The sequence below is a fragment of the Sedimentibacter sp. B4 genome (assembly GCF_000309315.1).
Taxonomy (GTDB): Bacteria; Bacillota; Clostridia; order Tissierellales; family Sedimentibacteraceae; genus Sedimentibacter; species Sedimentibacter saalensis.
The window spans coordinates 1-14,106 of record NZ_CANG01000955.1 but is presented as its reverse complement, the minus strand read 5'-3'; the positions used below and the strand labels follow the sequence as shown (position 1 = coordinate 14,106).

Genomic DNA, 14,106 nt, shown 5'->3' with positions numbered 1-14,106 from the left:
TTTGGAAAGTTTAAATATTTATATGTATTTAGCAATCGCAATGATATTGGGATTGCTTTCAAGTAAGATTATGGACAAGATTAAATTTCCTAACGTAACAGGATATATTATTATTGGTCTTATAGCAGGTCCATATTGCTTGAATATTCTTACGCTGGAAGCAGTAGAAAACTTTTCTCTGATTCCGGATATTGCGCTTGGATTCATTGCATTTTCCATAGGTGCTGAGTTTAAGCTTTCATATTTGAAAAAAGTCGGTAAGTCTCCAATAATCATAGCATTTACTGAAGCAGTGGGTGCTGTGCTGGTTGTTGATTTGGTTCTCATATTAACAGGCAACGATGTTGCTTTTTCTCTTGTATTAGGAGCTATAGCAGCGGCCACTGCCCCTGCAGCAACATTGATGGTTGTAAGACAATATAACGCAAAAGGGCCGGTTACTAATACACTGTTGCCGGTTGTTGCAATAGATGATGCTGTGGCATTGATGTGTTTCGGATTGTCTGTTGCCATTGCAAAATCCATCAATTCAATGGAAGCAGGTTCAATGCTTACAACGTTAATAGATCCTGTAATAGAAATAGTTGGAGCATTGTTGTTCGGTTCTATACTTGGAGTAATTTTGAAATTTCTCACATCATGGTATACTGGAAAAGGAAACAGGCTTACCATTGCAGTGGCAATGGTATTTTTATGCATAGGTGTATCTGACATGCTTGGCCTTTCTGCTCTTTTAGCTTGCATGGCCATGAGTGCTGTTTTCACAAACATATCAGAACTCAGTGAAGAAGTTTTTAAACAGGTTGACAGGATTACTCCTCCGATCTATTTGTTGTTCTTTTTCATATCAGGAGCAGAGTTGGATATTACAATACTTCCAACAGTAGGAACAATCGGAGCCATGTATGTTGTATTCAGGGTGGTTGGAAAGGTTTTGGGAGCTGCATTTGGAGCCCAGGTTTCCAAGGCTGAACCTGTTGTGAAGAAATATCTCGGATTTACGTTGATACCTCAAGCAGGTGTTGCAATAGGACTTGCAGGAATGGCAACATCAATAGTTCCGGAATATGGATATAAAGTACAGACTATTATTTTGTGCGGAACAGTTATTTATGAGCTTGTAGGCCCGCTTGTTACCAAGATGGCTTTGATAAAGGCTGGAGAAATAGAAAAAAACGCGTAGAATTTTTAATAATATGATTATGAAAAAAGCTTATAAGGTTTATTCCTTATAAGCTTTTTACGTATGGTAATCATTTAATTCAAATGAATGTATTACTGAATTGTTGCTTTAAAAGGTTTTTTAACAGCATCCATAACAGATTTCTTGGCATATTTGGCCAGATTATTGTTCTGATCTTCTACTGGAATGAATGTAACATCATCATACAAATCTATGTTGATATTTTCCTCATTAACAATCAATGTCTCAAAGACTGTAAGGCCTGCTATGTACCTTCCCATCTCTTCATCTAAGTGGAAACCGTCCCTTGTAAGCTCGTCACCTATAACCTTGAGATAAGGATTTGTTCTTGCATTTTGGATTGATGTTCCGCAAGGAATAATTATATCAATTTTGCTTTCATCAGCAGCCTGTTGGTATGTCTTGACAATGGCTTTGTACATGGTGTCCTGACTTCTTCTGTAGCTTTCATAGTCTTGATGGCTGCTGTCAGATGCGTATGCCCAAGTCATGTTCAATGATAGAGTTGCATTTGGAGATAACTCTTTTACATATGAAGCAAGGTAATTAAGATACGGCTTAAATGTTGAATAAATTCCAGAGTATCCTGAATACTGCTGCAGAATTATGTAGTCCCAATCCTCATCCAGCAAGGCTGTTTTCATAGTCTGTTTTGGCTTTTGACGCATACCGGCGGATGTCCATTTTTGATACGTGTAATATGCGTTGTTGCTGCTTGCATTAATCCAGTGTGTTTGAAGAGAACAACCGTTGAAGTTAAGGTTGGCTGTAACAACATCAATTCCTGCAGACTTGGCAATGTCATATACCATGCTCAATGAATCCTGTGAAAATGAGTTTCCTATGGCAAGAATTTTAATTGTTGGAATTTCGGGCTCAACAATTTTGATTTTGCAAAATTCTAATTTTATTCCGTTGTTTTTTGCATAAAGTATAACATCGCCCAGATCTTTTGCCAAAAATTCGCCGCCTGAATTTATTGATGCAATTTTTTTGTCCAGAGACCAGGATACTTTTTTGTCAGTTTTTAAAGACAGAGAAATATCTTTGTTAATGCTGATATTTTTAAGGCCATTACCTGATAGACTTTGCTGCTCCAGGATTGTATCAGAATATATTTTTGCAGCATCTATTCCCGTGTTGCCCTTTATAATTATTTTTGCGCTTCCGTCTTCCTTATTCACTGTAAGGTGCTTTACTTTCGAGTTTTCGATTAAGACTGAATTTTGTCCGGTTCCTTCAACAAACAAACCACCTGTTACAACAACATTGCTCATGATTGTTTTTCCGTTTTTTACATTTTTGGATATATATATGTTGTTGTAAACTTTATTCTCAATTTTGGTTCCTGGCTTATTGATTGTCAGATCAGAACTTTCTGCAAAACCAAAAATTCCCTTCAATGTGTATTGCATGAATTCTGCCTGATTATTAACATCCCAATTTAACCCGTATGCCTTTGACGGCAATACTACCGTAAGCATTATCATGAAAGATAATAATGCTGTCCATATTCTTTTTTTCATTTTACCCCCCGTTATTACGTATGCATATTGTTGTGTTTAATTGTTTTTTAGAAGTTTTTCAAATTCATATTTATCCATGGGTTTTCCTAAAAGAAATCCCTGAATTTCATCGCAGCCAAGACTTGTTAGTATTTCAAGCTGATCTTGAGATTCAACCCCTTCGGCTATTGTTCTTATGCCTATGGATTTTGCAAGAGTGATTACTGCTTTTACAATTTCATAATCAAAGTTATCAGTTGCAATAACATCTATTAGAGCCTTTGCAATTTTAATTCTTTCAAAAGGAAATATTTTAAGATAACTGAGTGCTGAATAGCCTGTTCCGAAGTCGTCTATAGAAACTGACACTCCAAGGCTTCCAAAAAGCGAGTTTATCTGATGGATTTTGTATTCACCTGCTACTGCTACATTTTCTGTTATTTCAATGTCTATATACTTTGGAGAGAGACAGTTTTCCTCAAGTATTCTTGTGAGTGTTTCGATTAAATTCTTGCTGTCCAGCTGTTTTGGTGATACATTGATTCCCACTTTAATATTGTAGCCAATGCTGTTCCAAATGGCAGATTGCTTAATTACTTGTTCCATGACCCATTGGCCAATGCTGTTAATGCAGTCTGTTTCTTCAGCAATAGGAATAAACTCAGAAGGCGAAACACTCCCAAGTTCCTTGTTGTGCCACCTGAGAAGAGCTTCAGCGCCTATTATTTTTTTGTTGTCTATGCTGAACTGAGGTTGATATAAAATGCTGAATTCTTTGTCGTAATCTGCACTTTTTAATAAATTTTCCAAAAGAAGCTTTCTTTTTGCCTTATCGCTGAATTTTGAATCAAAGAATATAAATCCGTTTTTTCCGTTGTCCTTCATTTCATGCATTGCCAAATCTGCATTTCTCATGAGTGTATAGCTGTCCTTGGCATCTACGGGGTATACGGATATTCCTATGCTGGCTGATACATAAAGCATGTATTCGCCGATTTCAATGGGAGCATTGCAATCATGTATGATAGAGTCTGCCAGTTGAGAAAATTCGTCATATGTAAAATCACCATATTTCACAAGAACAAACTCGTCTCCCCCAAGCCTCGCCAGTATGGTATCAAAGTTGTCATATGATTTCAACCTTCTGGATATTTCAATAAGTGCCATGTCTCCAACGTTATGACCGTACATGTCATTTATAATTTTGAAACGATCAAGGTCAATGTAAAACAAAGCAGTTTTTCCGGAATCTAACGTAGACAAAAATTCATCGTTGAATTTTTCGAAAAAATATCGTCTGTTGTACAAATTTGTCAGATGATCTTTCTTTGACATATAATCAAGTTCAGAGTTTTTGATTTCCAATTGTTTGTTTTTTTGGGTAATTTCCATGGTCCTTTGTCTGATTTTATCTTCAAGGAGCAAGTTCATTTCCTTTTCCTTGCTAAGAAGCTTTTCATGTTCAATATATTTCTGCAGGTATGAGCTCAATGTTTCACGAAAAACTATGATTACAAGAAAGTTTGTTATTATATGAACATCGAAATTCCTGAACAAAAGGGCAATTAAAGGAAATATAAAAATTGTGAGACGTCTATGCTGAAGTCCTACATTGATATATGAGAAAGTTTCCCTTATTTTCATGTGTTCCCAGTAGTTTTTTGTAATTGAGCCTATTGCAATGAGCAAGAAACCAATCATGTATGTAAAATCAGTCATGCTGTTGGGGTTGTAAAGGTCATAAAAACTCAGGTAAAGATAATGTAAATCACCAAGGATAAAAACAAAGACTCCGCATATGACCAACTTTGTGTATAGGGTTACCTTTCCTTCTCTAATTGAGAAAGCTGTTACAAGTATGCCAATCAACGCTGCAATGTCAAGTACAAACATTATGTTGTCCACTGTGTGCTGCTGGGATATCATCTTAACAATTTCAAAGCTGCTGTTGAAGTATACAACCCATAACAAAATTATTGTTGACAAGGCAATGGATACTGAATCAAGAATCAATTGAAGCAAGTTCCATTTTTTAAAAATTTCAACAGCACATATAATTTCTGCTGCAAATAAAAAAACATTTGAAACAGAATAAGAGTGTATCAAGAAAAGACTCTCTCCAGGATCAAAAGGAGTGAAAAAGTAATAATATGACCATACAATATCTGATAATGTCCATGCCAGCACTGCAAGGGTAAGATGTGTCCAAATTCTTTTGCTTAACGGCTGAAACTCCCCATTTATACGAGAAGTATTTCGGTACATTATTACAAGAGTAACCATGCATGCTAGGGGCGAAAAAATATTTCCGTAAAAATCCGACCTAAACAAAGACGATATAAAAAATGTGCTGTATATCAATATTAAAGTAAGTACAGTCTTCACATAAACTTTCTTATATTCCATATGTACCTCAAAACAATGTATGCAAATTTTGGAATATTTTGTTACACTGTTAATAATCTTTCATAAATTACAATAATTTTAACATAGACAGCAAAAAATATCAAGAAAACTATATTTTCGACAGCGAATATTCTTTGAAATTTAATAGTTTTAAAGATAGTTAAAAAATATTAGCAAAATAATAAACAAATTTGTAATTCAGTATAAAAAAACAGAACAAATCATGTAATTCATTGGTTCAAAATTATCATTAGAAATATGTTCTTGAAGTTTTATCAGTTTTACTGTATAATTTTTAAAAACTTGCTGGCACTTTGTAATGTAAGTTCCAGTATTAGAAGGAGTTTTTATGGGTATTGTAAATGAATTTGAAATCAGAAATGACGTTTTAAGAAGGACTGCTGAAAAAATGATGACTGCAGCACGGACTGCTCCAAAGGCAAAGGGAATTGACAATATTGAAATAGCAATTGCCGAAGGAGATACTGTTGTAAAGCTGTCTGAAAAACTGATAGAACTGGTTAATGAGGGCAAAGGGCCTGAATATTTCTTAAGAGATGCACAAAACATTTTAAATTCTCACATTGTTGTGTTGCTTGGGACAAGGATTAAACCACTTGGAATCAAGTACTGCGGATTTTGCGGATATGAAAATTGCGAAGAAAAGCTAAAAAATACTGATGTTCCGTGCGCATTAAACACTGGAGATCTAGGTATAGCTGTAGGCTCTGCTGCAAGTGTAGCCATGGATGAAAGAATTGATAACAGAATCATGCATTCCGTGGGAGTTGCTGCTGTTGAACTTAAGCTTCTGGGGGAAGATGTAAAAATCATTTACGGAATTCCTTTGTATGTAGGACCCAAAAATGTGTTTTTTGACAGAAAATAGTTTAATCTAAAAGGAGTACATATGAAATTTATTGAAAATACCTCAATTGATCCTCATTATAATCTGGCATTCGAGGAGTACATTTTTAAATATTTAAATCAGGATGAGGACTTCGTGCTTTTGTGGAGAAACGGCCCATCTATAATTGTAGGGAAAAATCAGAATACTGTTGAAGAAATAAATATGGAATTTGTTAAAGAAAACAATATAAATGTTGTGCGCAGGGTTACAGGGGGAGGAGCAGTCTACCATGATCTGGGTAATCTTAATTTCTCTTTTATAGCAAAGGCGGACAGCAATGAAAAAATAGATTTTAAAACATACAATGTTCCGATTATAAAGGCTTTGGAAAAGCTTGGTGTAAAATGCGAATTATCGGGACGAAATGACCTTGTTATTGATGGAAAGAAATTTTCCGGAATAGCACAAAGTATTACAAAAGGAAAAGTACTAAATCACGGAACGCTTCTTTTTGATTCAAAACTTGAAACATTATCAAAGGCCTTAAATGTTAAAAGAGATAAGATTGAATCAAAAGGAGTAAAATCTGTTGAAAGCAGAGTTACAAATATTAAATCATATGTTACAGAAGATGCGGATGTGCTGAAATTTAAAAATCTTCTCCTTACCAACATATTTGAATATTTCAATGAGCCTATAGAAACATACGAATTATCCCAGGAAGATAAAGAAAACATTCAAAAAATGGTTGATGAAAGGTATGGCACATGGGAGTGGAATTACGGGAGATCACCAAAATTCAACTATAAAGGATATAACAGGTTTGCAGGCGGTTGTGTAGAAGCAAGACTCCAGGTTGAAGACGGACTCATAGACAACTGCAAAATTTACGGTGATTTCTTTGCAAAAGGAGATATATCAATTCTTGAAGACAGACTGAAAGGTATAAAATACGATATTGATAAAGTGAAAAATTCATTGAAAGACTTTTCAGTGGAGGATTACCTTGGAAGAATAACAAAGGAAGAATTTCTTGAGTGCCTGTTCAGCTAATTAAATAATATAAATTGTAATGCTCAAATACAATTGCGTTAAATAATTGCGCAATGCTAAATATTTGAGCATTTTATTGTGCAAAAAATAAACATTTTATTTTGAGTATATTAAAATGTGTTTTTTGATGCTCTGAAATTGATAGTTTTTGCAAATAAAATTTTAAAGTTAACTGGCATAAAAATTGCATACATTTTATAGGGTTGTTTTACATTTTTGTGGCAACGGGGTGCATAAAAGGTATTCGGAGGATAGGTATGATGGAACGAAAAGATGTGGATTTACATGAACAAATCAAAAACATTGCTGAAAAAAACGATTGGCTGATTAAGCTTGCTGGTTCTATTTTAAGGGAGTTGTGCCTGCAGTTTTGCAGCAAAAATTTTGTTATAATGCTAACAGATTCAAACTCAAATGTTTTATACGTTGACAAGAGCAATGACTCTGAAAAGGTTGGAATTTTAATTAATCTTATAAAGAACCGCGTGTACATAAATAAAGCAGAAAACCAGTTGATAGAACTTCGTATTTTAAATCAAAATAATGATAGTGCTGACTTCGAACAAATTACATATGATTACGGAAACATCTTAAACCATGTATATACAATAAAATTCAATTCTGAAGCAAAAGTGTTTTTAATTCTCACATTATTCAAAGAAGAAGAAGGCTGTGGATTAAACTCTTTCATGCCTGTTATCTGCAAATCCATAAGCAATTTATCTAATATGCATAGAAAAAACAAAGAACTTGAAAGCCAAAATAATTTTAGGGGACTGCTGATTGATGCCTCATCTGACGGAATGCTTTCTGTTGATATGAAGGGAATAATAACATTTATAAATCCTGCAGGAATGAAAATTCTTAAAATTGACAAAGACGTAGTAGGAAAACATATTACTGAAGGCGTAGATTTTGAGCCCACAATACTTCATGTATTGAAGACCCAAAAGGGTTATGTTGACAAAGAGTTCAGGCTCAAAAGCAAAAGAGGGGTTGTTCATTTTGTGAAGACTGCCATTCCCTTAAGGGATGAAAAAGGGGAAATGGTTGGAGTTTTGGATATTTTCAGAAGTATCAGAGAAGTTACCACAATGGTTAACAGAATGAACGGGGCACAAGCTAAGTATTCAATTTTCAATATAATTGGTGAATCCATACAAATAAAAGAAATTAAAAAATTGATTAAGATGGCAGGTTCAAACGAGAATCCGGTTTTAATAGAAGGAGAAAGCGGTACAGGCAAGGATATTATAGCTCAATCCATACATAATTTCAGCATCCGCAGCGACGGGCCATTTGTTACTGTAGACTGTGAAGCACTTCCCAGAAACCTTTTGGAAAGTGAACTTTTCGGATATGAAGAAGGATCTTTTTCGAAAAAAAATACAGGAGGACGCCCTGGAAAAATAGAACTGGCTTATGGGGGAACTTTGTTTTTAAACAATGTGGGGTATATGCCCCTTGATCTTCAAAGCAAGCTTTCCAATGCACTTATTAATAAGGCCGTTGTAAGGATTGGAGGCTTCAATGAAATACCCATAGATATAAGGGTTGTTTGTGCTTCAAACATCAATCTTGAAGATATGGTTGCAGAAAATAATTTCAGAGAGGATCTTTATAAACTGATAAATATTCTGCACATTGAAACACCTCCTTTGAGAGAAAGGCATGAGGATATAGATTTAATAGCAAATCAGACATTAAACCAATACAATATGATTAATGGCACTAACAAAGAACTTTCAGAAGAAGCAAGGAATTTGCTTCATAAATGGTGCTGGCCGGGCAACGTCAGGGAGCTGGAGAGAGCCATTGAATATGCTTATTGTATTGCAAAGGATAATATTATTTTACCTGAGCACATGCAGAACAAAATTTCCAAGGTAAATATCAAAATTAAGGAAAATCCTCTCATGACTATCAAAGAAGCTGAAGCAGTTGCTGTTGTAAAGGCATTAGAGCATACGGGAGGCAATATTACAAAGGCGGCAAAGATACTTGGAATAGGCAGAAATACATTGTACGGTAAAATGAAGGAATATAATTTGTAACTGTCCTGATTTTGAACAATTTTATATTTATGTATTTTTGATTTCCATAGGATAAAAGGATTTGGCACAATTATTGCTATATTTTTAGTAAAAGAAAAATTAGGAAAGGTGGTATTCAATTTTGAAAAACAAAAAATATTCAAAAGAAATGCTTCTTGACTTTTATGAAACAATGGTCAGGATCAGAAAATTTGAAACTAAGTTGACAGAATACTTTACTAAAGGAATGCTGTATGGAAATATTCATACTTCAATAGGTCAGGAAGCAGTTGCTACTGGAACAAACAAAGCTTTGGAGAAAACAGATTTAATTACTGCTACACACCGCGGACATGGACAGATAATAGCAAAAGGTGCAGACACTAAAATAATGATGGCTGAACTTTTTGGAAGAAAAACAGGCTATTGCCAGGGCAAGGGTGGTTCAATGCACGTTGCTGACGTTTCATTGGGAATACTTGGAGCGAACGGTATAGTTGGAGCCGGAATACCAATAGCTGCAGGCTCAGCCCTTGCTTCAAAAATTAAAGGTACAAAAGAAGTTACTGTTGCAATCTTTGGTGATGCTGCATCAAACCAAGGTACATTCCACGAAGCAATTAACATGGCTTCTGCATGGAAGTTGCCGGCAGTATTTTTATGTGAAAATAACAATTACGGTGTTTCAGTAAACATTCACACTGTAACTAATGTTGAATATATTTCAGACCGTGCAAAAGGATACAACATCCCTGGAGTAGTGGTTGACGGAAATGATCCAATAGCTGTATATGAAGCTGTTAAACAAGCTGTTGAATATGCCCGTGAAGGAAACGGTCCATCAATAGTTGAATGTATGACATGGCGTATGAGAGGACACTATGAAGGTGATCCTGCTGCATACCGTGACAGAGCAATAACAGATGAATGGGCAAAGAAAGACCCTATTGATAACTTCAGAACGAGATTGTTGGCTGAAGGAATAGAAGAAGCTGAAATAGCTAAAATTGACGAAGCAATGGAAAAAGAAATAAACGACGCAATTGAATTTGCATTGGAATCTCCGTTGCCTGATCCAAGTGAAGTTACAACAGACGTATATTCAAGTGATAATGAGAGGTGTGTTGCAAGATGAAAAAGATAAGCATTAGTAAAGCAATTAGCGAAGGTCTTCATGAGGAAATGCTAAGAGATGAAAATGTAATAGTTCTTGGTGAAGACATGGCAAAAATGGGAAACGTATTTGCCATTACACAAGGATTTCTTGAGGAATTCGGACCAAACAGAGTAATTGATACACCTATAAGCGAATCAGGATTTTTAGGAATGTCTGTTGGAGCAGCCATGAGAGGAATCCGTCCTGTTGTGGAACTCATGTATGTTGACTTTATAGGAGTTTCATATGACCCTATCATGAACCAAGCAGCAAAAATGAGATATATGACAGGTGGACAAGTTACAGTGCCTATGGTACTACGTGCACCTATGGGTTCAGGAAGAAGAAATGCCGGACAGCATTCATCATGCCTTGAAACATTATTTACACACATGCCTGGACTCAAGGTTGTTTGCCCATCAACTGCCAAGGATGCAAAAGGACTTATTAAAGCAGCAATTCGTGATGACGATCCTGTAGTATTTTTGGAGCACAGACTTCTTTATGCTAAGAAAGAAGAAATTCCAGAAGAAGAATATATTATTCCATTAGGAAAAGCAGATATTAAACGTGAAGGAAAAGATGTGACAATAATCACGTGGTCACGTCAGGTTTATTTTGCTCTGGAAGCAGCTGAAGAACTTGAAAAAGAAGGAATTGATGTTGAAGTATTAGACCTTCGTTCACTTGTTCCGCTTGATTGGGATGCAATAAAAGAATCAGTTTGCAAAACTCACAATGTTGTTGTAGTACATGAAGGTGTAAAAAGAAGCGGATTTGGAGGAGAGCTTTCAGCTCAAATTACTGAAGAGCTGTTTGATGAACTTGATGCTCCTGTTGAACGTGTTGCAGCATTAAATGTTGTACCTCCGTTTGCACCAACATTGGAAGATGCATTTTTCCCACATCCTGCAGACATAGTAAAAGCAGTTAAAAAGTTATTAAATAAGTAAGAGGAGGTCATTAATATGGCAACAGAAATTATAATGCCCCAGCTTGGTTTAACCATGGAAGAGGGTACCATTGCAAAATGGATTAAGCAAGTAGGCGACAAAGTAGCAGTTGGGGATGTATTAGTTGAAATCACAACTGACAAACTTTCAAGTGAAATAGAAAGCGAAGTTGAAGGTGTTTTATTAAAAATAGTAGCACAAGAAGGCGAAGACATTCCTGTTAAGGGATTGTTGGCAATAATTGGAGCAGAAGGCGAGCAGGTAGGTGCAGCCTCAGCTCCGGCAGACAAAAAAAGAAGAAGTTCAAACTGAAGCACCAAAGGCGGAAGCACTACCAAAAGCTGCCTCAGTTACTGAAGGCGGAAGAGTAAAAGCATCTCCACTGGCTAAGAAAATTGCATCAGAACTTGGAGTTGATCTTTCAACAGTAGCAGGTTCAGGACCTAACGGACGCATTGTTCAAAAAGATGTTCTGGCAGCTGAAGTAAAACCAGCAGTTGTTGAGAAAGCTGCACCGGAAGTTAAAGCAGCACCAGCTGCAGCACCGGTACAACCAGCAAATGCAGATGTTGTAAAACCATTGACTAACATGCGAAAGGTTATTGCAAAGAGAATGCAGCAAAGCAAGAACACTGCTCCTCACGTTACAATAACAACAGAAGTTAATGTTGACAAAACAATAGCTCTTAGAAGCAAACTTAATGCAAAAAATGCAGACGTAAGATTCAGCTATACTGACATACTTGTTAAAATGTGTGCAACAGCTCTTAGAAATTATCCGAAAATCAATGCATCAATCACAGATGACAGCATGATATTCCATGACAAAATAAATATCGGAGTTGCTGTTGCATTAGATGACGGACTGATTGTTCCTGTTGTAAGCAATGCTGACCGCAAAGGCTTGAAAGCAATCACAAAAGAAACAAAGGATCTTATAAATAAAGCAAGAACAAACACACTTTCACCTGATGAAATGTCAGGAGCTACATTTACAATAAGCAACCTGGGAAGCTATGACATTGATGGTTTCACTCCTGTTATAAATCTTCCTGAAGCTGCAATTTTAGGCGTGGGACGTATTGTGAAAAAACCAATAGTCAATGAAAATGATGAAATAGTGCCGGCATCTATGATGGTATTAAGCATGTCATTTGACCACAGAGTGGTAGACGGAGCACAGGCTGCAGAATTCCTTAAAGCTTTGAAGGGCTACCTGGAAGATCCAGACAACATGTACGTATAATCATTTCATATATGGCCGCTTTCCCAAACCTTATGGGGTGAAGCGGCTATATCCACATAATATTATAAACGAAAGGAAGTGAATTTTAGTGAGCATGTCTCACTAATATATTATGAGCGATAAAACAAAAGTAGTTGTAATAGGCGGAGGTCCTGGAGGATATGTTGCAGCCATAAGAGCTGCACAGCTTGGCGGTGAAGTAACACTGGTTGAAAAACAATATCTTGGAGGAACATGTCTGAATGTGGGATGCATTCCTACAAAAGCATTGCTTCATTCTGCGGATTTGTATGAAGAAGCTAAAGAAGGAGCTAAATACGGCGTAATAGCAGGAGATTTAAAAGTAGATTTTGCAAAGGTTCAGGAAAGAAAACAATCTGTTACAAAACAACTGGTAAACGGCGTCAAAGGACTTCTTGCAGCAAATAAAGTAAAAGTTATTTCAGGAGAAGCAGCATTTACTAGCAAGGACACAATAGAGGTAAAGACTGAAAAAGGAACTGAAACTATAAAGGCAGACAAATTCATAATAGCTACCGGTTCTATTCCTGCAAAGCCACCTATTCCTGGAATAGATTCAAAACAATGCATAGATTCAACAGGAGCTCTTGAGCTTAAAGAAATTCCAAAGACAATGGTTATTGTTGGAGGCGGTGTAATAGGTGTTGAAATAGCAACACTTTACAGCACACTGGGCTGCAAGGTTACAATCATTGAAATGCTTGCTGAAATACTTCCAATGATGGACGGCGAGCTTACAAAGATGATACGTGCAAAGCTTGCAAAAAAAGGTGTTGAAATAAACACAGGAGCAAAGGTTTTATCATTCAAGGATGCAGGAGAAAATGTAGAAGTTTCTGTTGAAATGAGCGACGGAACAAAGAAAGTTTTTGCAGGAGAAAAAGCACTTATTTCCATAGGAAGAAGAACAAACACTGCAACTATAGGTCTTGAAAAAGCAGGTATTGCAAATGACAGAGGCAGAATAACAGTCAATGATAAAATGGAAACAAACGTTCCTGGAATATATGCAGTAGGTGACTGTGTAGGTCAAATCATGCTTGCACACATCGCTTCAGCGCAAGGAGAAATTGCAGCAGAAAATGCATTGGGTCACAACAATTTGTTTGATGCAAAGACTAATCCATCATGTGTATACACAAAACCTGAATTTGCATCAGTAGGTCTGACTGAAGAAACAGCAAAAGCCAGCGGAATAGAATATACTGTAGGAAAATTCCCGTTGGCAGCCAACGGAAAGTCCATGATTATGGGCGAAGACGGTATGGTTAAAATAATTGCCGGAAAGAAATACAAAGAAATTCTAGGTGCTCACATACTTGGACCAAGAGCAACAGACCTTATAGGTGAATTGGCATTGGCAATTGCACTTGAAGCAACAATAGATGAAGTAATTGCTACAATTCATGCACATCCAACAGTTGCAGAATCAATAAAAGAAGCAGCTCTTGCAGTGGAAAAAAGAGCAATTCACGTACCAAACAGATAATATAATAGATGAGCATTGCTCATTGTATTTATGACAGAGTATATGGACGTTGTCATTCTGAGAGCTTGCTCGAAAGATGACCTAACCCTATTTTTCGGATGTTTTTCTGAAAAATAGTGGTAGGTCATTCGCAATGAGCACCAAATTTATATGAGCGATAGCGAATAAATTAATTTGTGTGCGAAACTGC

The 14,106-nt window shown here is 36.2% G+C and carries 11 protein-coding genes; 9 read left to right on the top strand and 2 right to left on the bottom strand.

Annotated features, from left to right (window positions below; translation table 11 throughout):
- The first annotated feature begins 1 nt into the window (after position 1).
- Entirely contained in the window at positions 2–1,183 is a 1,182-nt protein-coding gene (locus BN358_RS18000; protein ID WP_019229906.1) for a cation:proton antiporter, read from the top strand.
- A 92-nt stretch (positions 1,184–1,275) separates the two neighbouring features.
- Here the strand turns inward: BN358_RS18000 and BN358_RS22570 are convergent, their stop codons facing one another.
- On the bottom strand, positions 1,276–2,730 hold the full coding sequence (locus BN358_RS22570) for a DUF4886 domain-containing protein (RefSeq protein ID WP_019229905.1): 1,455 nt from the start codon (positions 2,728–2,730) through the stop codon (positions 1,276–1,278).
- A 36-nt stretch (positions 2,731–2,766) separates the two neighbouring features.
- Positions 2,767–5,115 (bottom strand): bifunctional diguanylate cyclase/phosphodiesterase, encoded by a 2,349-nt coding sequence (locus tag BN358_RS17990; protein ID WP_019229904.1) that lies wholly within the window; start codon positions 5,113–5,115, stop codon positions 2,767–2,769.
- A gap of 349 nt (positions 5,116–5,464) precedes the next feature.
- On the opposite strand from BN358_RS17990, the gene BN358_RS17985 reads away from it, so the two are divergent.
- The 8 genes from BN358_RS17985 (at position 5,465) to lpdA (ending at position 13,916) form a co-directional block, all read left to right on the top strand.
- Positions 5,465–6,004: a ferredoxin domain-containing protein gene (locus BN358_RS17985; RefSeq protein WP_019229903.1), complete on the top strand. Its 540-nt coding sequence runs from the start codon at positions 5,465–5,467 to the stop codon at positions 6,002–6,004.
- Positions 6,005–6,025: 21 nt separating this feature from the next.
- Positions 6,026–7,018 (top strand): lipoate--protein ligase, encoded by a 993-nt coding sequence (locus BN358_RS17980; RefSeq protein ID WP_019229902.1) that lies wholly within the window; start codon positions 6,026–6,028, stop codon positions 7,016–7,018.
- A 257-nt stretch (positions 7,019–7,275) separates the two neighbouring features.
- Positions 7,276–9,072, top strand: coding sequence for a sigma-54-dependent Fis family transcriptional regulator (locus BN358_RS17975; protein ID WP_019229901.1), 1,797 nt, complete (start codon positions 7,276–7,278; stop codon positions 9,070–9,072).
- Positions 9,073–9,220: 148 nt separating this feature from the next.
- A complete protein-coding gene (locus tag BN358_RS17970) occupies positions 9,221–10,186 on the top strand; it encodes a thiamine pyrophosphate-dependent dehydrogenase E1 component subunit alpha (protein WP_040583937.1) in 966 nt (321 codons plus the stop codon).
- The gene (locus BN358_RS17965; protein WP_019229899.1) at positions 10,183–11,160 is read left to right on the top strand and encodes an alpha-ketoacid dehydrogenase subunit beta; all 978 of its coding nucleotides are present in this window, start codon (positions 10,183–10,185) and stop codon (positions 11,158–11,160) included. Before BN358_RS17970 ends, BN358_RS17965 begins: the two co-directional genes overlap by 4 nt.
- A 15-nt stretch (positions 11,161–11,175) precedes the next feature.
- Positions 11,176–11,472, top strand: coding sequence for a biotin/lipoyl-containing protein (locus tag BN358_RS17960; protein WP_019229898.1), 297 nt, complete (start codon positions 11,176–11,178; stop codon positions 11,470–11,472).
- Positions 11,426–12,406 carry a dihydrolipoamide acetyltransferase family protein gene (locus BN358_RS17955; RefSeq protein ID WP_019229897.1) on the top strand — a complete coding sequence of 327 codons (981 nt, stop codon included), beginning with the start codon at positions 11,426–11,428 and terminating at the stop codon, positions 12,404–12,406. The genes BN358_RS17960 and BN358_RS17955 overlap by 47 nt, the downstream gene beginning before the upstream one ends.
- A 112-nt stretch (positions 12,407–12,518) precedes the next feature.
- Positions 12,519–13,916 (top strand): dihydrolipoyl dehydrogenase, encoded by a 1,398-nt coding sequence (lpdA, locus tag BN358_RS17950; protein ID WP_019229896.1) that lies wholly within the window; start codon positions 12,519–12,521, stop codon positions 13,914–13,916.
- Positions 13,917–14,106 lie beyond the last annotated feature (190 nt).

Excerpts from the sequence above, each read along its gene's own strand:
- BN358_RS22570 (WP_019229905.1), bottom strand. The coding sequence starts at position 2,730 with ATGAAAAAAAGAATATGGACAGCATTATTATCTTTCATGATAATGCTT.
- BN358_RS17990 (WP_019229904.1), bottom strand. The coding sequence starts at position 5,115 with ATGGAATATAAGAAAGTTTATGTGAAGACTGTACTTACTTTAATATTG.
- BN358_RS17985 (WP_019229903.1), top strand. The coding sequence starts at position 5,465 with ATGGGTATTGTAAATGAATTTGAAATCAGAAATGACGTTTTAAGAAGG.
- BN358_RS17980 (WP_019229902.1), top strand. The coding sequence starts at position 6,026 with ATGAAATTTATTGAAAATACCTCAATTGATCCTCATTATAATCTGGCA.
- BN358_RS17975 (WP_019229901.1), top strand. The coding sequence starts at position 7,276 with ATGATGGAACGAAAAGATGTGGATTTACATGAACAAATCAAAAACATT.
- BN358_RS17970 (WP_040583937.1), top strand. The coding sequence starts at position 9,221 with ATGCTTCTTGACTTTTATGAAACAATGGTCAGGATCAGAAAATTTGAA.
- BN358_RS17965 (WP_019229899.1), top strand. The coding sequence starts at position 10,183 with ATGAAAAAGATAAGCATTAGTAAAGCAATTAGCGAAGGTCTTCATGAG.
- BN358_RS17960 (WP_019229898.1), top strand. The coding sequence starts at position 11,176 with ATGGCAACAGAAATTATAATGCCCCAGCTTGGTTTAACCATGGAAGAG.
- lpdA (WP_019229896.1), top strand. The coding sequence starts at position 12,519 with ATGAGCGATAAAACAAAAGTAGTTGTAATAGGCGGAGGTCCTGGAGGA.